Consider the following 22770-nt stretch of genomic DNA (forward strand, 5'->3'; position numbering starts at 1 on the left):
GTCATAAGTAACTTTTAAACCAGCCTCTCCCTGATGGTCAAACTTCTTTCTCCAACTATAAAAAGTGCCAGTGCTAACTCCATACTTACGACAAGCTTCTACGATACCAATCTCTTCCGAAGTAGCTAGTATTTCTAACTTCTGGTCTAAAGTCCATTTCTTGTATTTCATATCTCAAATGTATTAGTTTGAAATTTAAAAGAACACTCCGAACTTATTGGGGGCTAAACTATATACAATCCTCTTAGGAGACCAGAGCTTATTAAATCAAAAGTTAAAATCCTAATCAGCAAAAACTGAAAAACCAATCTATTACCAAATAAAGTAGAGTTAAGTACAATCAATTCAAAACCACTTTCCTTTTGGTGGTTTTTTGTAGTATATTTCTACGCTTAAAACCTACTAATGTTGTAATCAATACCATTCCTATAAAAGTAACATATACAAAATCAGGAATTGGCACAGAATCACCTGCTGCATAACTATGTAGGCCAGACAAGTAGTAATTTACTCCAAAAGAAGTCATTATAATTGACCAAAAGGCAATTTCGTACGGTTTGTTGAAAGAGACATTGATAGCTCATAAATATTATTACTTTAGAGGGATTATCAGGTTCTAGTAAACAATTACTCAAAATATTTTGGTAACAATTTAAAGAAATATGACACTTATATTGAGAATTAAAAAATTACATTTGCACAAACAAATATCTATGAATAAGATCATTATTTTAACATTATCTATATTAATACTGGTCAGTTGTTCAAAAACAGACAACACTACTAAGGCAAAGGTAGGCACAAAAGAAAAAAACAATCTCAAAACTTTATCAAAAGAGAGAATTCAACGTATCTTAACTACACCAATTAACCTAAAACGTGAACAGTTGGATTCCGTTCCATCAATTAGTATTCCCACTAATTATGATACTCGTGTTTTTTTTTCGGATGAATCATATTTTGAATGGAAATTAGCTGATTTAGATATCTCAACAGAGAATAATAACCTCATCCAAATAGAGTTGAAAAGTTCGTTTTCTAATGAAAATATGATCAATGAAAATGTCTTACTCGTTACTAATGATACACCAGACCTGTTAACAATACCTAGGATAAAAGAATTCAACCTAGAAGAAACGGATAGCATTTATTATGAAGACAGTAACAGTATAATTTGGAAAGACTACAGGTCATCTCATATAATTTATTATCAATATAATAGAGAGATAAACACTTATACCATCTATCACGGAGAAACTTTAGGGTTTAGAGATTTAACTCCTCTCGAAACAGAAGAAATTACCTATTACATGCTACGAAATGCTCGTAATCTTCATAAAGCTCCTATTGAACAGGAAGGAATAATTTTTGATTCATGGAAGGATTATGTTAATAGAAAACCTCTTGTTGAAACTAATAAATTTATAAAGCTATTTCATTCTTTTCCTAAAGAGATGAAAGTTTTCATGGATATTGATGAATTTATTACCCCTAGAAGTGATGGGAATTACACCTATGTTTCCTTATATCGTTCTTCGATAGAAACTGATAAAAAAGCAATGAAACTCTTTGAAGCTATTGCACAAGAAGACAAAGAAATAATTACCGCTTTTGAATCTGGTAATACCGATATTTCACATCATGTAATATCTATTTATGCACAAAATACATATACGATTTTCAAAGAAAAAAACGTCTATAGTATCGAGGAAGAAAAAACTGCTTATGATGACAGTATTATAAAAAGTAAGCTTATTATATGTAGAATTACTGAAGGAGATAAAGTCTTTTATATACGAGCTAAAAATCCTGACAATCCAGATTTTTACATCAAAATGTTCAATTACTTTGCAGCACACAAAACACTAAAAGTAGAGTAATCGCATAAAGCATTAAAAACACTAAAAGTAGAGTAATCGCATAAAGCATTAAAAACAAGAACCTATGACAAGTAAAATAACAAAAAGAGTCATTTTGATACTCTTATCCATCCATCTTATTTCATGTAATGTAATCGGAGAGAAACTCGAGGAAGTTCCTCTACAAAAAGAAATGATCAATTCTAGCACAGCTATGGATCTAAAACAAGGAGATGTCATTACTATTTGGTCTAAAGCCGAGATGAAATACACAGAGGGCAAGGAATCAGATTTCGAAATTAAATACCATATCGAAAAAGATGGAAAAACTTTGGACTTTGGTAAATTTGAAATCCTTAATGACATATATTTAACACATACTATTTCTTCTTCCAAGAATAAGGATGAGAGTTATAACTCTAATAGTGATGAAGCCGATGAGGAAGGACGAGTATATTATTATACTTGGAGTTTTGAAAGGGAAAGCTATATATTCACTGCTCCTGATAATGGAAAATACACATTTGATTTTAAATTATATGAAATAAAAGATGATTTCCCTAGTGACAATATTGCTATTGTTTTAAGAAAAAAACAATAAAGTATATCGCCTCGGCTATGGTAAATGCAAGATTAAAAGCTACTAGTCTTTGATTAAGTACCTTGTCATTTTATTTTATCTTTTCATTTTAAAGTTAACCGAAGGATTACGACTACCAAAATATACAATAAAAACGATTTGTAAATCTAAAAGATTTGGAGGACTTGATTTAAGCTTCACACTTTGGGTTAAGCCCCAAAACCAGTATTAATAGCCCTGTTGTTCTCAGTTATTTATTCGCCTTTCAAATAGTATTTTTCGAATTCCAAAATCTGTGTCCCATTGTTTAATTTCTTTGAAACCAAGCTTTTTATATAATCCAGTAGCTGGTTTATTATTAACACCCGTTTCAACAATAAAAAGTTTAGAATCAAATCTATTGAAAATAAATTCTAATAACTTTCTCGCTATTCCACGTCTAAAAAATTTCGGAGTTACTACCAAGCTATTAATGTTTGTACATTTATTGGTAAATTCAACCTCAATGATTCCTGCTAATTCTCTGTTTTCAAGATATCCGAAGAACATATTATCACTTTTCAGATAACTTTCAAGAGGTCTTTTAAGTGGTGGAAAATCAGTTGCATCTAACAATTTAGCCTCAACAGTATACGATAATTGAAAAACAGAATGTATTTGATTTGATATTTCTACGTTATTGTTTTGTAGTTTTTCAATCATTAATTATTTTATTTGAGAGTTTCGTTTTAAGTAAGCACAATTAACTATTATGTTTCAGATTGAAACTCCTCAAAAAATTGCTCTCCTTCTTTCTTATCAGTATAAAAAGATTTATGCAACACATAATATAATGAGTAATATATAGCCACCAAAGACGGCAATGCAAAACACAGAATGCTAATTATTTTTTCTTTAAAAAGCTCAAAAAGATCTGAATACTCCCGATATTCATAAAATTCAATTCCAAGGGACAATACAGCAACAGTACTAGATATCAACATAATATTTTTCTTTGTAGCACTTAAAATCAATACCACAATAATCATAATTAGAATATTAATTACACTAACTATTTCATCTTTTTCTATAAAAGAATATAATGCATATAATGCAAATAGAATCGAGAATATAGTAAGGTGAATATTTGTATTCTTACCAAGTTTACTATAATATTGATGGATTGATTTTTTACTTTTTTGAGAACGTGTAAAGATCAAAAAGACAATACTATTCAAAACAGGAAACAATGACAAAGTACCGACAATTCCAAAATATTTTTTCAGAGAATACCCTCTATATTGTATCAAATTACCTAAAAAAACAGCACTAAGAATCAAGGTAACTATATTTGCAAAATGTTTAAATATATCAATATATTCAGGATCAGAAAATGAAAAATTAATAGAAACAAATTCTTTTCCTATACCCAGAAAAGTAATAAAAATAAGTGTGTAACTCACGATGCTTCCATACCAAAAAAAACGTTTTGTAACAACAGATTTTGGTATAGGGTTCATCAGTTGTTTTATACTTACCAGTTTATTAGACATGTACAAAAATCCTATGAATATACATAGTAATTTTATAACTCTGATGCATAAAATAAAGCCATAAAAGATGTCTTTTATATAGGGAGGATCAAAAGTTACAAACTGCAAATATTTAAAAATACCATTCAGATTACTTAAAATAAGAAGGATAGCTATCATAGAGAATACACTATACCTCATCATTGTTTTTATTGAATATGCTTGTTTCTCGCATTTCAAGTATCGCAATGCAAACCATAATACTGGTAGTATCAAAGTAATCCCATAAATAGCTTTATATATAAGATAACTGTTATCAAAATTTGTATGATAATCAATGTAGTAGTACAAAGGTACTTTTAAAATATAGAATGGAATAAATAACACCTGAATCAAAATCCCAGCGCTATATTTTTTATTTTTATAAAAATACCATCCAAAAATTAATGTACTGAACAACCAGTTTATAGTTTTCCATAATATGGTGTACTGTTCTGTATCTGGAGTATATTCACTGACATAATACCTGACTCCTCCCAAAATCAATAATAACAGTGCTAAAAATCCAAGATTTTTAACCGCTTTTTCTTGTGTCTCACTCAGGTAATTATGTATCATATAATATATTTATAGAAACAAATCTAAGGAAAGTATTTTATGAACTCATATTTAGTACTGATTTTAAAATAAAAAGATCCCTTAAAATCAGTACTGCATCAAAGAAAAACCACACTTATCTTATGATATAGTGTGGTTTATGATGTAAATATGCACTACATAAATACTTATTTCACATCCCTTGAGTCATACAAGTACTTTATTATAATGTTTCAAATCAATTCAAAACTACTCTGCCTTTAGTGGTCTTTTGTATTTTATTTCTACGTTTATAACCCACTAAGGTTGTAAGCAATACCATTCCTATAAAACTAACATATACAAAATCAGGAATCGGCACAGAATCACCTGCTGCGTAACTATGTAAGCCAGACAAGTAGTAATTTACTCCAAAAGAAGTCATTATAATTGACCAAAAGGCAAACATACTGGCTACATTTAATACAAAACTATTATTTAGTGCTGGGATAAAACGTAAGTGTAATACAATTGCGTAGACAATAATACTAATCAATGCCCAGGTCTCTTTGGGATCCCATGCCCAATAACGCCCCCAGCTCTCATTTGCCCATACTCCCCCTAAAAATGTTCCGATAGCCAATACAAAAAGACCAATAGTCATAGAAAGCTCGCTGATATAGGTAATCTCTTTTATTTTTATAGCTATCACTTCTTTTGTTTTTTCTGTTTTAAACAACATCAATAGTAGAGCCATTACTCCTAAAATTGCAGATAATGCCAAAGGTGCATAACTACTTACAATGGTTGCCACATGGATTTTTAACCAATACGACTTTAATACAGGCATCAAATTGGTGATTTCTGGATTTAACCAATCTAAATAACTTACAAATAATAATGCTCCTGTAAACAATGTTGCTAGTGGTAATACAAAATCAGATTTTCTAAAACTGATCAATCCACTGAGCAACAAACACCAAGCTACAAATACCAACATCTCATACCCGTTACTCCATGGAGCATGTTGAGCTACATACCACCGTAAAATGATATTGCCCGTAAAACATAAAAAAGAAATCAGTGTAATAATAATCAATCCATTCCAAAAAAGTTGAATCCATTTTTTTTGAGAAACCATTTTTAGTACAGCCATAAATAACAAAACCACTCCCAACACAAAATATAACTGAAACAACCAAAAATTCACATTTGTTTTATTGTACCACAGTTCTGCTTCTATACGTTCATTGTTGGGTATAATAGATGCCCCCAATACTTCTTGATACTTCTTTATATAGGTGAGTTTTTGATAGGCTTCGTTGTATTTTTTTGACTTTACATCATTAAAATAGTTAGGTAAAATATGTTTAGCAAAACGCCCGTCTTCCTCAGTAAAATCATTAAAATGATGTATATAACTATACCATGTATTATTTGAGTCATTTTTATTTGGAAAAACTTTTAAATAATTCCCAGTAAACAAGTTATACAAGATATTAAACCTTTCATCTATTTTTAAGATCTCTTTATCAAATTCAGTACGTTCTGCGGGATTCTTTTGATTTGCTTTTTCTACCGCCTCAGATAATATATAATTTCCCTGAGGGTCTAAAAAGCTTACAAATGCTATCAGTCCGTTTTTACCGATCGGTATATTATTCAATATATCCCCTGTTTTCTTAGTATCAGCTTTAATAATTGGGATTTGTTGCCATAATTGAGGAGCAGCGTGCATTCCTAAAAATACCTGATTTACATTTAGCTTTATCGTTTTTTGTCCAACAGGGTATGCAAAATATGACTTTCTTGAAATTTTACGAATACACTCTGAAGCCAAGGTATGTATAGGCTTGATTCGCCCATCAAGATCCTGAACCATAAGGCGCCCAAATAAATCAGCCTGCTTCTCTTCTATTTGTTGGGATAGCACTATTTTTTCGATTGATTGTTTATCTATACTATCTTCTATCGTTTGTGCTGATGAAGAATACAACCCAAAAAATAAGGTAAGTATTGTAGCTATGACCGCTTTATGCTTTGTTTTTTTTAATTTTCTATTTACTGTCTGAAAACGTGAGTTTTTACAAAAAAAAGTAAAAAACATACCTATTCCCATCAATAAATAACCTAAATAAGTAATCCAGGTGCCTGCACTATCATGATTCACAGATAATACTGTGCCTTTTTCGTCTGTATCATAACTAGCTTGAAAAAAACGATATCCTTTATAATCTAAAACATTATTCATAAAAATTCTATACGGTATTTCTTTTTTATCATCAAGTACTACTACCTCACTGGCATAAGCCGAAGGGCTAGAGGATCCAGGGTAGCGCTCTAATTGAAAATCATCTAATTGTATTGCAAAAGAGGTTTTTATCGCTCCTGCCCCATAAGAGAGGGTTACTTGTGTATTCTCATTAAAATCTACTTGATGTTTTATAGGTAAAAAACCTTCTCTATACAGTAAGTTTACCTCTTTAATTTCATCTCCAACAGCTACTTCTACGATCAAAGCATCATCAAGGCTTTTATCATTATCTGTTCTTTCTTTTATAGCACTTACCAGTTTAAATTTTCCTTTAGGATGATATGATGTAGGTACAAATGAGAAATCACCTGCTCGAAAAAGTGTACGTAAAGAAATGTTCTGTAAGCTATCTGCTTTTATTTTACCAGCTTGCTGATTTGCCATGATAAAAAAATCGAGTCCATGTGGTGCAGATATCTTAAATGTTCCTTTTTCTTCGCGAATATTTATAATCCCCTCTTTATCAGACTCAAAACCAACTTCATGCTGATGCTGACCTATTTTTTCTATCTCCCCTTTTTTGAGGTAAATAGTATTTCTACCATTCCCTGCACTTACCACCATCTTTAATAATGGGGTTCCATGAATACTATCTGTTATTACTTCAGGAGAAGCATCTGCCACATACTCTTTAAAAGAAATAGTTACGGGTTTATCTTTTAGCTTGGTTGATACTTCAAAATCATTATTCCCCAATGGAGAAAAACTTAATTTCTTTTGAACCGTTTCACTAGTCTTTCCGTTACTTACAGTAGCTATTAGCAAATTGGTATCAGAAATAATTACATTAGAAGACATTCCTTCTCTAATACGCATAATCCCTCCATATGAAGTGTATCTGGTAATTGCTGCACCTAATACTATAAATATAAATGCAATGTGAAAAAGCAGCACTGCCCATTTCTTTTTGGTTACTAACTTATACTTATAAATATTAGCTATAAAACTTATAGTGAGTCCTAGCATTACCATCTCAAACCACCAAGCATCATAAATACTTTTCCATGCTACTGCGGTTCCATAATCATTTTCTATAAAAGTTGCTACTGCCATGGCAATGGCAAAAACAAGTAGTAATAATAGTGCTAAAGAAGATGAAGAAAGAAATTTATATAGTTTTTGCATTTGTTGGTTTTTATATCCCGAATACTCATACCATATATACTATAAACTTCTTTTATAATAAGCTTATAGTATATATGATACGAAAAGATATTTCATAGTATACTTCGGGTTTGATAAAAAGAGGTTTCTTGAAGTTGATTGAACTCAAAAAGACCATCTTTTTATCTACTTATACATTTGGTTTATCATTACAAAGAGCTTGCAAACGATTGAATTATTACATTTTATTTACTACTGTATGTTTCTTCTCGTTTTTCGGCTGTTTCTAACCATTTTGGTAATAAATTCTTTTTGAATTCATTTTTCTCTTTGGTTAGCTTTTCTATATCCAAACCAATATATTCCTGTGCTTTTTCTTTGGTTGAGATATCAGGCATCTCTACAGGTTTATTATATCCTAAATCTGCCAATAGACGGGCTAATTTTACTCTTCCTTCTGTAGCTACATCCAAACCACTACTAATTACTCTACCAATCTCAACTGGGGCGTGAAATGAAGCTCCATGAGATGCTGCAGCATAATCCCAACGCCATTGTGCATGGCGAATATCTAATAAGATGGATTCCATTTGTTCTTCTGTTGCTCCCAAATCCCAACATTTTTTGGCTTCAATATGCATTCTTACGATGGCATCTTCTAGTTTTAATCTACTATCTGTAGATTTTTGTTGTCGTTCATATACATTTGCTCTTAACTTCTCGGCTTCTTCACGGTGGCAAACCTGACAAGAATTTGCTACATTATTCATAGGTGATTGTATATGGTGATCTGTAAATTTCTGTCCTCCCTCACTTTTGTATGGCATATGACAATCTGCACAAGAAACGCCTCGATCTGCATGTACCCCTGTTAAATAAGTTTCATATCCAGGGTGTTGTGCTTTTAGCATAGGAGCTTTACTCAACTTATGAGTCCAGTCTTTGAACTCTATTTCATCGTAATATTTCTCCATAGCATCTACAGACATTCCGTTTTTCCAAGGAAAGGTTAAATAAGGTATTCCTTCTTTACCAGGGATGTTTTTATTAAAATAATATTCTACATGGCATTGTGCACATACTAGCGACCTCATTTCTTGATGGGTTGCTTTATTGATATCTTTTCCCATCGATTCAAAAGCTTCTACCAATGCGGGACGTGTAATAGTCAATTTCATTGTTTTTGAATCGTGACAATCTGCACATCCAATCGGGTTGACAACTTCTTCTCCTTTATCAGCCCATTTTCCTTTATAGAATTCATCAATCCCTATTTCATTCATCAATCTGGGTACATCAGGGCTTTTACATGTCCAGCAAGTTGCTGGCATAGGACCATCTCCATTTCCTTTTGGGCCACCAGTACGCAAGGAATTGTGTATATCCTCTATAGCGTATTGATGTCCTCGCCCTTGACTGTAATCTTTAGAAAATCCATACCCTGCCCAAAGAATAACCAATCGTGTGTCTTCTTCTAGCATATCTCTCATTTTTGAGCCTCCTTGATAGGACTCAAAATCATTTTGTTCTGTTTGCAAAAATGATTGATATTCTTGTGGAAAATTTTTTCCCCATTCATCATTTCTAGGCTCATTTGCACTAATATCAACTTGGGGAACATATTTGTATTTCGCTTCATTTTTTCTATTTACAATACTAGAAGCGAGCAATCCTAATAAAAAAACTACGACTACCGTTACAATAAATAATACTTTGTTTTTCATTATGTTACTTTTTTGTTTGCTTTTCTTTAATTTGTTTATGTAACCATTCTGGGATTACCGTTTTTGTACTATCCGTTGGAATCGGTGATATATTATTTCGTATTGTCGAAATACCGTGAACAGTGCCGTGTGGTAATTCTTGATGACAGGACCAACATTTTCTATCGGTTCTACTTTCTGCGTGGTTTTCTAACCATCCATCATATTTGACTTGGGTTACTTGTTGTATGTGACATCGAACACAATTGTCCTGTACTACTTCTTGTGAGGCTTCTCTCATAAACATCACTTCTGGTTCTTCTCTTGCCGTAAAAACAGAAGCATGAAATAGTCCATCTTTTGCTTTAAAAAAATAGGTATTAAAAACATTATCATGGGGTACATGACAATCATTGCACGAGGCTTGTTCTCTATGTGAACTATGCATCCAGCTATTATACATGGGTGTCATTACATGGCAATTTACACATGCCAATGGGTCATCTGACATATAAGAAACTAGTGAAGCTTCTTTTGCCATAAAAAATCCTAAACCTGTAATTATCCCTATTGATACTACAGCGATTCTTCTCCATTTGGATTTTTTACTGGGTAATATTTCTTTTTTAAAATTCAAGTGCTACAATTTATTGTTACATTTTAGTCTACCATTACTTTTTCTAATGCAATTGCCTTAACGTGTAAAATATTGTTTTCTAAATGGATATGTTTATGTAAATCTTTCTCGAATTCTTCTAGTTTGGCATACAGTACCTTAAACGTAGTACAGGCTTCTTGAGGAGGTGTATAATTGTTTGTTACTCTAGAAATTTCTTTAAAAATAGCACCTGCTCCCTCATGTTCATGCTCCATCATTCGTATTGGATTATTTACAGTTCCAAAAGGGGGACTATTGTATAAAGAACCTTTCTCTGCTGCTACCAATTTCTTGATATAAGGAAACAACACTTGTTCTTCTTTCTGTAAATGTGATACCAGTTCATTTGCTACTTCATTAAATAGTTTATTTACTTCTATTACTTCTGTATAATGATGCCCATGCACTCTGGCAACTTTGTTTGCATACTCAGAAATTATAGCTACATTCTCCTTTACATAGGTATGGTGTACATTTATGATATGATCTATCAAAACATCCAGCTCCCATTTATCATATGCTACAACCTCATTATCAACTACATTTAGTTGTAAAAGTTCTTTTTCTAAAATGTTTTGGTCTACTTTATTTTCTATACATGCTTTTTCTATTGTTATTCCACCACCACAACAAAAATCAATTCCATATTTTGAGAATACTGCTGCGGTTCTATAATCTTCTGCAACTAATTGCCCTACTTTTTTATTCACCAATGTTTCCATAGTTCTATATATTATCTATTAGTTATACTCCAATGATTTGTACCATACTATGTGTATGATTTAAATTTTGGTTTAGCCCATTTCGTTACTGTTTTAGTTAATTATTATATGTTTTAATCGTTTTTTTATTTTTTAAATCGAAGTTTTCCTGTTTCTATTCGTATTGCGGTTTTAGCTAGAATTGTAAATATAAAGGCACCCATAGCCCAAATTCCCAGAGTCACTCCTATCTCAATACCTGTGGGGGTGTATTCTGCAATTTTCCCGTAAGGCCCAGGTATAAATCCAGGTACAATCAATCCGAACCCTTTTTCTATCCAAATGGCTACAAAAAGAATAAAACAACAGAAATACAGTACTTTTAGATTATTTCTTAGCTTCCCAAATGTGAGCAGTATTGTCGCCAATACATTAAGAGGTATTGCAGTCCATATCCAAGGTAATAATGCGTCTTTACCATGAAGTCCAAAGAATAGGTAATACGCACTCTCACTGTGATGAGTTGGTGCATAGAATTCTTTAAATAGTTCTGATACCAGCATGATTAAATTAATCTGTGCTGCTACTGTAACAATGGTTGCTATTTTCTTTATGGTTTTATCTTCTATTTTAAAAGCGGTGTATGCTCTAATCACTGCCAAAACTAAAATAATCAATGCGGGACCCGCAGCAAATGCAGATGCCAGAAACCTAGGGCCTAATAGTGCATTATTCCAGAATGGGCGTGCTTGTAATCCTTGATACAAAAAGGCAGTCACCAAATGAATTCCTACTGCCCAAAAAACCGATAAAATCGCTCCGGGGATATATACTTTTGGGTTAGGTACTTTACCTTGATATCTCATAAAAAGGATATAAAAAGGTATCGTTATATTGATAAATAAATATCCATTAAGTACGATTACATCCCATGTAAGCATGGAGTTTGGAAAATTAAACACTCCAACTACTGGTATCATATGCCACAATACAGAGGGGCCACCCATATCTGCTACTACAAATGCCAGACACATAAGTAATGCGGCTACGGCTAGTCCTTCTCCTATAAGCACTGCTTGTTTAAAATCAATATCTTTTAGTACATATGTTGGCATTACCAACATTACAGCGGCAGCTGCCACTCCCACCAGAAATGTAAAGTTAGAAATGTACAGTCCCCAGCTTACACGATCGGTCATACCTGTAACACTCAATCCATGTTCTATCTGTTGTGCATAACAATACATCCCTGCTAGCATTACAAAGGTCAAGAACCCCATCCATAAATGATATCGCTTGGATCCTTGCGTTGTAATATCCAAGCTATCTGTTATTAAACTTTTAAGAACTTTAAGTCGTCTCATCTTGTGTGTGTTTTTGGTCTACTATTTTCTATAGTATTAATCCATAAAGTACCAGAACTTTGGTTCTGTGCCTAAATCTTCTTTTAATCTAAATACCTTTTTATTTTCCAATACCCAACGTATGGTACTATTGGGATCGAGAAGATTTCCAAATATTCTGGCTCCAGTGGGGCATGCTTCTACGCAAGCAGGGTTTTGTCCTTTTCTTGAACGTTGTACGCAAAAAGTACACTTCTCCATCACTCCTTTTTTACGCATTCTATTCCCTAGATAATGTTGGTTTTTATTGATTTCATTTTCTGGCACTTCTGGTGCACTCCAATTAAACCTTCTCCCATCATAAGGACAAGCGGCCATACAGTATCTACATCCCACACACCAATCATAATCTACCACTACAAGTCCATCTTCTTCTCGCCAGGTTGCTTGTACAGGGCATACCTCTACACATGGTGGGTTATCACAGTGAAAACATTGAGTTCCCATATAGAAATGCCCTTCTGCAGGGACTTCATGATAGTAATTATCATCTGCTTCATTAAAATTGAATCCTTTTCCGTCTTTCATTTCATGAATACGGATGTATTGCATTTGAGAATTTCTATCTTGATTATTCTCTTCTACACAGGCATTCACACAATCCATATACCCTTGGCATTTAGAAATATTAAATGCATATCCAAAAAGTACGTCTTCTTGTGCATTCTCTGAGGTCATATTAATGGTTTTACCTGTACGCAATTGGTAAGATCTAACCAGTCTATCTACTGTTGCCTTTTTTTCTCCATCGGTCATCAATTTATAGTTTCCTTTAAACTGTTCGTCCCAATCAATTTGAGCTTTTTCTTTAGATTCCTCATCTGCTATTACACTACAAGAGGAGGAAACTGCTCCTGCTCCTATCAATAAACTTGCTGTTAATTTTTTGAAAGCAGTACGACGTCCCATTTGCACATCAAACACTTGATCAAAACCATCTTTGTGTTCACCATCAAGAATAGTGGTATTATCTTCTACTTTCTCTTTAGAATGATTGCTACATCCTCCTGAGGATGAATTACAACTACAAGAAGACTTCTTTTTGAGAGTACCTAGATTTAATGAATACCATTTATTATTATCGCTCATATCGTAGTTGTATTAGTGTCCTAATTGGTCTTTTCTTTCCTTTATCTTTTGTGTATTGAGTCTAGCTGGCCATTTTTTCTCAAAATGCGGCTGGTGAGGGTTGTGACAATTTACACAGGTCATTGATGCTCTGGGGGGTGCCCATCCTGCAACTTTTTTACCATGCGCTCCTCCTTTCCAATCATCAAATTGTGACGAATGACATTGGGCACAGAGCAGGTAACTCTTATTAAAATCTACCTTTTTACCAGTTATCGAGGTCAGATTATCCATATCGTTTCCATTATGACAAGTAGCACAATTCATTGCATTTGTATTTGCATGCGCTAATTTGATATCCCAATGTGCTTTTTTACTCTTATCATCTCCTCTTATTTCATTGAGTGGTTTAGAGTGACACTCTGTACATGAGTACGATTTAATTTTTCCTTTGCGTTCGGGTATCATAAATGTATGTTCCCCTTCTGTTATCTTTATTAAATCTGTTCCTTCTAATAGGTTATCTGATGAAATTAAAACTCCGTGATAACCTTTGCTTTTATGCTCTATTCTATCTGTAACACTGTGATATTCTCCTCCGTTATCTTTGCAGGACACACACACAGACAGTATAAAAAGTAGGAGTAGTCTATATATCTGATTCTTATTCATCATAATTGGTTTGTCTTGAGAAAACATTATGGTCTACTTGTTCTATAACTGATGGTAAGTGACATTGCCTACAATTAATCCTCTCTGGGTGCGTCACTCTTATTTCCTTGGGCGCACTAGGCCCTGCATGGCAAGAAATACAATTCTCTCTCATTTGTAATTGATGAGGAATCATAGGTGGGCTTCCGGGCATTGCATTATTGATCCCTTCTCCTACTTTAGGTGGTCGCACTTTCGCAAAAGCAAACTCTTTAAAAGTAGTATTGGTCTTTTTTGTTACATGACATTGGCGACAATTAACCATTTCTGGATGTGGTGTCACAGGTGCATAAGTATTAAACTTTTCTACAAACCCACCTTTTTGATGACATTGTATACAGGTGTTACCTCCTAGACTACGCTCTTTTTTCACAGGATGAGGAATGCTTGGTGGCGCACCAGGATAGGCTCTATTATCATAATAGTCTTTAAGCGTACGCTGGTGGTTTTCATCTACGGGCATATTTGCATAACCCAATCCAGCATCATCAAATCGTCTAAAAACCCCACTTTCAGAAGGAATATATTTCCCTGTGGGAGTTTCAATAATAGGCGTATATGCTTCTTCTAATCCTTGTTGATAACTGTAATTCCAAATAACGATAAACGCTATAAAGATGATTACAAAAAATGATATGATTCCAAGTCTTTTTCTCATAGCCTATACTTTTTGAACCTTAACGGCACATTTTTTATAATCTGGCTCTTTAGAAATCGGGCAGAAAGCATCTAGTGTTACGTCATTAATGAGCATATTTTCATCGAAGAAAGGCACGAATACTTGTCCTTTTGTTGGTAAACCTCTTTCATTGATGGATGCTGGTAGTACGCAAGAACCTCTTTTTGATGATACTTTTATGTTTTCTCCATTTCTAATCCCTAATTTTTTTGCATCATCTGGATGAAATTCTACGTATGCATTAGGCATAGCTTGATGCAATACAGGTATTCTACGTGTCATAGACCCAGTATGCCAGTGTTCTACCACTCGCCCTGTATTTAACCAGAAAGGATATTCTTTATCTGGTTTTTCAGGAGCTTCTTCAAAAGGGCGTTGCCATATCACGGCTTTTCCATCTGGTTTTCCATAAAAATGAAAAGCTTCGCCATTTGAACAAGCAGGGTCATATTTAGCATTAAATCGCCATTGTGTAGATTTTCCATTTACATAAGGCCAAATCGCTCCAGACTCTTTTTTGAGAACTTCTAGTGGTGCCATTCCGTGTTTTGCTCCTTCGTGAAATTGCTTGTACTCGTTGTATATTTCTTCTACGTGATTTTCTTTGCTGTAAGGAAATAAATCTCCATACCCCATTCGCTTTGCTACCTCAATAAACATCCAAGCATCTGCTGTTGCTTCTCCTGGAGCCTCTACCATTTTATTCCAGTGCTGAGTTCTACGTTCAGAGTTACCATATAGTCCACTCTTTTCAATATGCCAAGCCGCTGGAAGGATAACATCTGCAACATCTGAAGTAGGTGTTGGAAACACATCAGAAACAACCACGAAACATGATTTTTTTTCCATTGCTGGACGATATCGACTAGTTTTAGGTAATGAAACTAAAGGATTAGTAGCTTGTGTCCATATAAACTTAATATCTCCACGATCTACAGCTCTAAACATTTCTGTAGCGTGATAGGTCGGTTTTGAAGGAATCCGCTCAACAGGCACTTTCCAAATCTTAGCAGCCAGTTCTCTGTGTTTTTTATTCATCACAACTCCTTTAGGTAGTTTGTGTGTAAATGTGCCTACTTCTCTAGCAGTACCACAAGCAGAAGGTTGACCTGTTAATGAAAAAGGACCGTTTCCTGGTTGTGAAATTTTTCCGGTGAGTAAATGAATGTTGTAAACAAGATTATTCATCCACGTTCCACGTGTATGTTGGTTCATTCCCATACACCAGTAAGAGACTACTTTATTATTTGGATTTCCATAAATGGACGCTAAGTATTTAATGTCTTTTACTGATACTTTAGAATATTTAGAAACTTTTTCAGGGCTATAATCTTTTAGGAACTCCTTATACGCTTCAAAATCAATTTTCTCTGGCTTATCTTTAAATTTATACTTATCTTCTAGACCATACCCCATATTTGTTAGTCCCTTACTAAAGCTACAATGCTTTTCAATAAAGGATTTATTTACCCATCCATTTTTTATAATCTCATAACAAATGGCATTTGCCACTGCTAAATCTGTTTGTGGTTCAAACAAGATAGACCTATCAGACGCTGTGCTTGAACGTGTAGTTCTTGTAGCAAAATCAATAATCTTTGCACCACGTAAAGATTTTTGCTCTAACATTCTTGAGAATAATACAGGATGCATTTCTGCCATATTATTTCCCCAAGTAACAAAGTAATCTGCGTGGTCAATATCTTCATAACACCCCATAGGCTCATCTGCACCAAAAGAGGTTAAGAAACCAGTAACAGCACTTGCCATACAAAGGCGTGCATTACAATCGAGATTATTTGTACCTATGGCTCCTTTCATCAATTTAGAAGCAACGTAACCTTCAGGAATAGTTGATTGTCCAGAGGTATACATCGCTACAGAATCTTTTCCGTGACTTGCAATAGTCTCTTTCATTTTATTGGCGACAATATCTAAAGCTTCATCAAGAGGTGTTTGTACATAACGGCCATTTTTCTTTACTAATGCGTGAGTCAATCTATCTTTAGATTGTATACACATTATTTGGTGGTACCCTTTTACACACAGTAACCCTTTGTTTACCGAGCAGTTTGGGTCACCTTTTACAGCTACTGCTTTCCCGTTTTCTGTACCTACCAAAATACCGCAACCTACTCCACAAAAACGACAAGGTCCTTTTTTCCAATCGAGATTTACATTGTCTGGTATTCCTTTTTCTTGCTCATCGGCAAATAATATTCCCGGAAACATCGATGCTGCTGCTGTCATTGCAGATAACATGGCCATCTTTTTTATAAAACTTCTTCTGTTAGAAAGGGAGGTATACATACATTAATTTTTTATGGTGTGTTAAATCCAGAAACCATTGCCAAAAGTTTTAAACTTTCTATTGCTTCCAATTTTTCTTTAAGATTTTCTTCTTCTTTTCCAGTTTCTGTATCTGTTACAAGTACTATAAGATCTTTATTTTCTGCTGGTACTATTTGACACTGATCAATAACCGATAGTGCTTTAATAAGCTCTTTTTTTCTACCCCTATGTGGGTGTACCAGATAACTTTTTATAGGCATAACTAATGTCTGTTTTTTTATTATTTTTATCTAATTTCTCTGTATCAGAAAATATTTTTCAAGAGGTTTTTTTACATCCTTTTTTACAAGAATACTGTACTATCTATATCGAAAATTAAGACATTTTTATCCGAATTACATGACATTTATCATGCCTTTCATCAATACACATTAAAAACCTAGAAATCAACTACTTAAGCCGCTTATTTATACTATTTCTATATAATAAATCAGTCATAAAAAGAGTATAAAACAGTAGCATCAAAACAGGACTTTTATCATGTTTCTAATTTTGTATTTAATTTGAGATACTATCAATAAAAACGGCTAATTATACACTCAGATATCTGTGTTATCAAAATCAATAAAAACACTTTTATTGATTATTCAGTTTTCTTAAATTATTTCATATTCGCAATTGACTTTATAGGTAGTTTTATACAAAAAAGAAAGGCACGCACTAATTAAATGTGTCATACCTTTCCTAATCAACTAACTAAGTCATATTCTCATTGGTTACCTTTATTAAAATTGGTCTTGAAAAGGTTTGGATTGATGACTAATTGAACCCATCCCCAGTTATTTATATTATCATCAGGTCTTCCCTTAAGTATTCCCATACTTTCTGATGCAAACATGTGAGAATATCCTATGTTTAATTTTACATTTTTCATCAATTTCTGATTAAAAACAACATCAATTTCAGTACCCAAATATTTATCTTCATCCCCAAGTAGGTCAGCATTTGCCATAAAATAATGTCCTTTTAGTAGTAGATTAGATTTCTTGCCTGTGGTAAAAATCATTTTTGCATAGAAATCATTGAGCCCAACATTATTTGTGTGATTACCTACATAGAAATAATCCATAAATCCATTAAACTTATGGTTGGTTCCATATAATGGGAAAAATGATTTATTCTTATCATCTCCTGCTTGGTCTGTACCACTTAAAACTTCAACCCCTAAACCATATAAAACTTTTTCTGATTTATAGGTTCCTTCTAAAGAAAGTTGATAGGCACTTAAATCTGTTACTGCATCAGCTTTACCGAACTGGTAATATGCATTACCTGACAACTTAATCTTTTTGATAGGGAACGTAAAATAAGACCCTGCAGTTTGTCTATAAAAAACTCCATCTGGTTCATCATTATTAGTTCCTGTATATTTTTGAAATCCTGTGTTCAAAAACAAAAGGCTAGCAGAACTATTCTCCCACGATTTTTTTAGGTACCCATATTGCATGGATTTATAGGTAAAAAAGCCTTGAATAGAAAAATCATTTCCTTCATTTGATTGGTTTTCTTGGCTAAAAGCCCCCCCTATATCTGCCATCAAACCTTCTTTCTTATACTTGATAATTGCAGCATCATGAAAACGACCTTGCATCGCCCAGTCAAGTCCCCCAAATATACGCTGATCATCATAAGAGATCACTTGTCTACCTACTTTTACTGATAAATTCTCATTTACAAATAGTTGACCCCATGCTTGAAATAAAGAAAATGAATCATTACCATCGATCGGTAATATTTGCCTAGTATCTCCCCATGTACTCACATCTTGTAGACTGACAAATATTTTTAATTTCTCTGCCTGATATCCAATATTTAATCTGGAACGTTGTGCTACAAAAGCTGCTGGTTCTGCATTATCAGGAAAAAGGTTATTAAAGCCATGACGGTATTCAAAACGAGTTCTCAAATCTGCATCTACACTAAGTTGTGCCTGAGTTTGAGTTGAAAAAATGACTACAAATAGAAGTAAGATAGAAATGCTGTTTTTTAATCTCATTATAAAAATTATTTAATAATTGTTGATATACTTTTCAATACTAAGTTCCCAAAATGGTCGCTGTTAATCACAAGTTCAAAAATAAAAGACTAATCTATCTTAAATTATGATAATTGTCATATTTATCCCCTTTTCCTACCCTTAATTTTGTGACTGTCATTTATAATAACGTTTCCTTAAAAAAAAAGGAAATTATAATTTAAAATCCATTGACATGATTACATTTAATAGGTTGGTTTTCTTTATTACAACAATGATACTAATAGGTTGTGATGGAAAAGAAGAAAAAAAAGAGTCACAAATAACAATTGGAAAAAAGACAAAAACTGAAACACAAGTACAAAAACCAACCTCTAAAAAAGTTCCTGCTTCTCAACGAATTACTTTGGAGAATAAGGGCGTTGGAAAAATAAAATCGATCAAACTTGACCCAAAGATCAATCAAGAAATGGTAAAAAGAGGTGCTCTATTGTTTAAAAATAATTGCACTGCATGTCATAAAATAAATAGGAGGTTTATTGGTTCTTCTGTAAAAGGAATTATGAACAAAAGAAGCCCTGAATGGGTTATGAATATGATTCTAGATCCTCAATTAATGGTTAAACAGGATCAAACGGCTAAAGACCTATTGGCTGAATTCAATGGTGCTAGAATGGTTAATCAAGGGTTGACAGAGGATCAGGTGCGTGATATTCTAGAATATTTCAGAACGTTACATTAATCTTTTATTATACTAGAGATATTTTTTGTCGTCTTTTTAAGCCATATCAACTATCTTATTACAAATAGTCTTTTAAAAATCAATTAATTACAAAAATGCTATTTCATCTGATTAAAAGAAGGAAAACAGGTAGCGAAAAATATTTTAAAAAAAATCATCAGGATACTTGCAAAAATCCCAATGTGTTGTATATTTGCGGCGCTGAAAACGTCAAGTATCAGCAAAAAATATAAAAGAGAAATTAGTTGATTTTAGCTTTTATTATCTCTTACAAATGGCATATTGGTCGCGTAGCTCAGTTGGATAGAGCATCTGCCTTCTAAGCAGACGGTCACAGGTTCGAATCCTGTCGCGATCACAACACTCAAACCCTCTATAAATAGAGGGTTTTGTTGTTTTTAGGCTTTTTTGTTTGATTAAAAAAATATCTTTAAAAGTTCTTTTTACACCATTTTTTCCTTTTACTCCTTGTTTCTCTGTTTTCTCTTTTTTTAATAGATTGAGTGCGATTTTAAGTAAAACAGAATAGTTTTGAGTTGCATTTATTGCTCTTCTTCTTGATGCACCATCAGAGAATGCCAATGTAGTTTGTTTTCTATTGCCCAATGTGAGCGAATTTCCTTTTGAAATTCTGTAGCATTATTCTTCAAACTAGAAATGTAATAACGTGTGGCTTTTTCTGTGGGTCTATTGGAGTTTTTGAATTCCCTAATGCTATCTAATTTTATGATACATGCAAGGTTTTCCATTTCCTATCTAAGTTCACAAACTTAAAGTCAGAAATGACACTACGACTTCTTGTTTCTATTCTGCCATGACCTGATATCATATTGTTTTCACAAGCCTAGGTACTTACTATATGGATTAGAGATTTCATTCCGTTTGATTTTGCACCTCGAATTGTCTTGCCATCAAAAACAATGATTTGCCCTTTACTTTTACTACTCACAGTAGTTACCCACTGGCTAAAGTATTTTTCAAATTCAACACTATCAATTACAGAAAACAACCTGTTTATAGTATCCTAAGAAGGCATTCCATTGGGTAGTTTAAGAAATTCTTCTTTTGACTTGGCAAAGCCTACCATTTGTCTGCAAGTTTTTGCCCTAAAAATTACTGAAATCACCCCAGTCAATAAACTTGTGAAATTGGTTTATATGACTTCTAGGGTCTTCTATCTGACTAAAAATTGACTGTAGTGAACCTGTATCCTACAACATACATATTGCATTAATTACCAATACAATAGCTTCAAACCTAAAAAAATATTACTATTAAACTTAAAACTAGGTCTTTTCTACAAAAATATATTTTAAAATTTAACTTAAAAAGTATGAGTTTACCCTGTACAAAAATCCTTACGGATTTTTTATTCAGTTTCTATTTACTAAATTAGGTGCTTAATCAATGTAACAAACCATATACAAACATGTTATACCATTTACACTTTGAATTAAAGCCATAATTACTTAATGAAAAATCTTAAAAATATATGGATATTATTAATTTTAATTATTAATTTTTCTAATGCACAGAATGATATATCTTTTAATTTAAAAGGTAAGGTAAAAGAACTTCACACTGAGAACTTTTATAGTCATGAATCATTAGATTTCTCTCAAGAAACTTATAAATATTATTTTAATAAACAACAAAAACTTACTAATTATATTATAAATGGTATTTTGTTAACTGAGGTTAATTATAAATATAATAAAAAAGGAAAGTTAGTCTCGTTTGATTATGAAAAAACTTATGGTTGTGAAAGTAAAGAATATAGAAAATTTAAAAGAAATTATAACAAAAACACTAGTATAGAGGAAGAATTTATTTTTAATACAAATTCAGACGTAGGAATGCTATTAACAAAGACAATCTATAGTAAATATGAAGATGATTATCTAAAATATCAGAAAATAAAAGAGTTAGACAAAAAAGTTAAAGAAGTATTCTATACTTATGAAAATAATAAAGTTTCAAACATCAAAGAAACTATAGGCAAAAATGTTATAAATCTTACTTTTAAATACAACCTTAAAGCAATAGAAAGAATTAAGTATTTTAATAATAAATTGGAATATAAAGAAATAGAAAAACTCAATGAATATGACCTTCCTAAATACAAACTATATAATTCTGATGATTTTAAAAGAGAAATAACTTACAAATATGAATATGATAACAATGATAATTATGTAAAACAAACGGCTTTTGAGAATGGAGAAATAATTAGTATTGAAAAAAGAAAAATAACTTATTATTCGAATGATAAATAAGAAAAAGCTATATTCTATAATACGACTTAACTAGTTATCTTTGTTTTAAAACAAGTGCAAATGGTACCAGAATCTTTCACAGAATTTTTCAAAAGCCTAGATGAATTGGGTCGTGAGACCGTAATTAGGGAGCTATTATCTATGGTCGATCCTTCAGAGCCTGACTTGTATACTGTTCATTCCGAGGTGCAACAAATCCAGTCACTACATTGCCCTAATTGTCAAGACATCGATATCCGTGCAAATGGCAAGGCTAATGGTGTGCAACGTTATTTTTGTAAATCGTGCAAGAAGTATTTTAGGGAAACTACAGGTAAAGTTACTTTTGGTTTAAAAAAGGGGAACTTGCTTAGTGTTTATTTGTACCATATGCTATTAGGCAATTCGATAAAGAAATGTGCTGAACAGACAGGTATCTGTCTCCAAACTTCATTTGACTGGCGGCATAAGATATTAAGTGCCTTTGAAGGGGCTGTTCCTAATGGTTTTGAAGGTATTGTAGAGAGTGATGATATTTTCTTTCTTGAATCTGGCAAAGGAAACAGGGAATTACCTAGA

At 32.8% G+C, this 22770-nt stretch carries 20 protein-coding genes, 1 tRNA gene and 2 pseudogenes; 6 read left to right on the top strand and 17 right to left on the bottom strand.

Annotated features, from left to right (window positions below; translation table 11 throughout):
* Together CVD18_RS16150 and CVD18_RS16155 are read right to left on the bottom strand one after the other, a co-directional pair.
* The coding region (locus CVD18_RS16150; RefSeq protein ID WP_146052740.1) for a transposase at window positions 1–171 on the bottom strand (171 nt) is incomplete at its 3' end.
* 169 nt (window positions 172–340) lie between these two features.
* Window positions 341–544 (bottom strand): annotated as a pseudogene (locus CVD18_RS16155) (hypothetical protein); the annotation flags it as partial.
* Window positions 545–713: 169 nt separating this feature from the next.
* On the opposite strand from CVD18_RS16155, the gene CVD18_RS16160 reads away from it, so the two are divergent.
* Together CVD18_RS16160 and CVD18_RS16165 are read left to right on the top strand one after the other, a co-directional pair.
* Complete coding sequence (locus CVD18_RS16160) at window positions 714–1880, top strand: hypothetical protein (protein ID WP_146052817.1); 1167 nt, start codon at window positions 714–716, stop codon at window positions 1878–1880.
* A gap of 64 nt (window positions 1881–1944) precedes the next feature.
* Window positions 1945–2460: a hypothetical protein gene (locus tag CVD18_RS16165; RefSeq protein ID WP_103866469.1), complete on the top strand. Its 516-nt coding sequence runs from the start codon at window positions 1945–1947 to the stop codon at window positions 2458–2460.
* Window positions 2461–2685: 225 nt separating this feature from the next.
* Here the strand turns inward: CVD18_RS16165 and CVD18_RS16170 are convergent, their stop codons facing one another.
* The 13 genes from CVD18_RS16170 to CVD18_RS16230 form a co-directional block, all read right to left on the bottom strand.
* Complete coding sequence (locus CVD18_RS16170; protein WP_103866470.1) at window positions 2686–3141, bottom strand: N-acetyltransferase; 456 nt, start codon at window positions 3139–3141, stop codon at window positions 2686–2688.
* A gap of 47 nt (window positions 3142–3188) precedes the next feature.
* Entirely contained in the window at window positions 3189–4568 is a 1380-nt protein-coding gene (locus CVD18_RS16175) for a hypothetical protein (protein ID WP_103866471.1), read from the bottom strand.
* 217 nt (window positions 4569–4785) lie between these two features.
* Entirely contained in the window at window positions 4786–7965 is a 3180-nt protein-coding gene (gene ccsA / locus CVD18_RS16180; RefSeq protein WP_103866472.1) for a cytochrome c biogenesis protein CcsA, read from the bottom strand.
* A 224-nt stretch (window positions 7966–8189) separates the two neighbouring features.
* A complete protein-coding gene (gene nrfA / locus CVD18_RS16185; protein WP_103866473.1) occupies window positions 8190–9668 on the bottom strand; it encodes an ammonia-forming cytochrome c nitrite reductase in 1479 nt (492 codons plus the stop codon).
* A gap of 4 nt (window positions 9669–9672) precedes the next feature.
* Window positions 9673–10284: a cytochrome c nitrite reductase small subunit gene (gene nrfH / locus CVD18_RS16190; RefSeq protein WP_103866474.1), complete on the bottom strand. Its 612-nt coding sequence runs from the start codon at window positions 10282–10284 to the stop codon at window positions 9673–9675.
* Window positions 10285–10307: 23 nt separating this feature from the next.
* Window positions 10308–11027: an iron-sulfur cluster repair di-iron protein gene (ric, locus tag CVD18_RS16195; protein WP_103866475.1), complete on the bottom strand. Its 720-nt coding sequence runs from the start codon at window positions 11025–11027 to the stop codon at window positions 10308–10310.
* A gap of 125 nt (window positions 11028–11152) precedes the next feature.
* Window positions 11153–12370: a sulfate reduction electron transfer complex DsrMKJOP subunit DsrP gene (gene dsrP, locus CVD18_RS16200; RefSeq protein ID WP_103866476.1), complete on the bottom strand. Its 1218-nt coding sequence runs from the start codon at window positions 12368–12370 to the stop codon at window positions 11153–11155.
* Between the two features lie 36 nt (window positions 12371–12406).
* Window positions 12407–13498 carry a 4Fe-4S dicluster domain-containing protein gene (locus tag CVD18_RS16205; RefSeq protein ID WP_103866477.1) on the bottom strand — a complete coding sequence of 364 codons (1092 nt, stop codon included), beginning with the start codon at window positions 13496–13498 and terminating at the stop codon, window positions 12407–12409.
* Between the two features lie 12 nt (window positions 13499–13510).
* Window positions 13511–14152 (bottom strand): cytochrome c3 family protein, encoded by a 642-nt coding sequence (locus CVD18_RS16210; RefSeq protein WP_103866478.1) that lies wholly within the window; start codon window positions 14150–14152, stop codon window positions 13511–13513.
* On the bottom strand, window positions 14142–14846 hold the full coding sequence (locus tag CVD18_RS16215; protein WP_103866479.1) for a nitrate reductase cytochrome c-type subunit: 705 nt from the start codon (window positions 14844–14846) through the stop codon (window positions 14142–14144). Before CVD18_RS16215 ends, CVD18_RS16210 begins: the two co-directional genes overlap by 11 nt.
* 3 nt (window positions 14847–14849) lie before the next feature.
* Entirely contained in the window at window positions 14850–17177 is a 2328-nt protein-coding gene (locus CVD18_RS16220) for a molybdopterin-dependent oxidoreductase (protein ID WP_103866480.1), read from the bottom strand.
* Window positions 17178–17188: 11 nt separating this feature from the next.
* Window positions 17189–17419, bottom strand: a complete 231-nt coding sequence (locus CVD18_RS16225; RefSeq protein ID WP_103866481.1) for a hypothetical protein — start codon at window positions 17417–17419, stop codon at window positions 17189–17191.
* 509 nt (window positions 17420–17928) lie between these two features.
* Complete coding sequence (locus tag CVD18_RS16230) at window positions 17929–19215, bottom strand: alginate export family protein (RefSeq protein WP_103866482.1); 1287 nt, start codon at window positions 19213–19215, stop codon at window positions 17929–17931.
* 214 nt (window positions 19216–19429) lie between these two features.
* On the opposite strand from CVD18_RS16230, the gene CVD18_RS16235 reads away from it, so the two are divergent.
* Both CVD18_RS16235 and CVD18_RS16240 read left to right on the top strand, forming a co-directional pair.
* Window positions 19430–19936 (top strand): cytochrome c, encoded by a 507-nt coding sequence (locus tag CVD18_RS16235; RefSeq protein WP_103866483.1) that lies wholly within the window; start codon window positions 19430–19432, stop codon window positions 19934–19936.
* Window positions 19937–20220: 284 nt separating this feature from the next.
* A tRNA-Arg gene (locus tag CVD18_RS16240) sits at window positions 20221–20294 on the top strand.
* A gap of 184 nt (window positions 20295–20478) precedes the next feature.
* Here the strand turns inward: CVD18_RS16240 and CVD18_RS23520 are convergent.
* Window positions 20479–20685 carry a hypothetical protein gene (locus tag CVD18_RS23520; RefSeq protein ID WP_369858654.1) on the bottom strand — a complete coding sequence of 69 codons (207 nt, stop codon included), beginning with the start codon at window positions 20683–20685 and terminating at the stop codon, window positions 20479–20481.
* A 95-nt stretch (window positions 20686–20780) separates the two neighbouring features.
* Complete coding sequence (locus CVD18_RS23525; RefSeq protein WP_369858656.1) at window positions 20781–20945, bottom strand: hypothetical protein; 165 nt, start codon at window positions 20943–20945, stop codon at window positions 20781–20783.
* A 463-nt stretch (window positions 20946–21408) separates the two neighbouring features.
* On the opposite strand from CVD18_RS23525, the gene CVD18_RS16250 reads away from it, so the two are divergent.
* Both CVD18_RS16250 and CVD18_RS16255 read left to right on the top strand, forming a co-directional pair.
* Window positions 21409–22212, top strand: coding sequence for a hypothetical protein (locus CVD18_RS16250; RefSeq protein ID WP_103866484.1), 804 nt, complete (start codon window positions 21409–21411; stop codon window positions 22210–22212).
* 60 nt (window positions 22213–22272) lie between these two features.
* A pseudogene (locus CVD18_RS16255) lies at window positions 22273–22770 on the top strand (hypothetical protein); the annotation flags it as partial.

Source organism: Aquimarina sp. I32.4 (genome assembly GCF_002924285.1).
GTDB lineage: Bacteria > Bacteroidota > Bacteroidia > Flavobacteriales > Flavobacteriaceae > Aquimarina.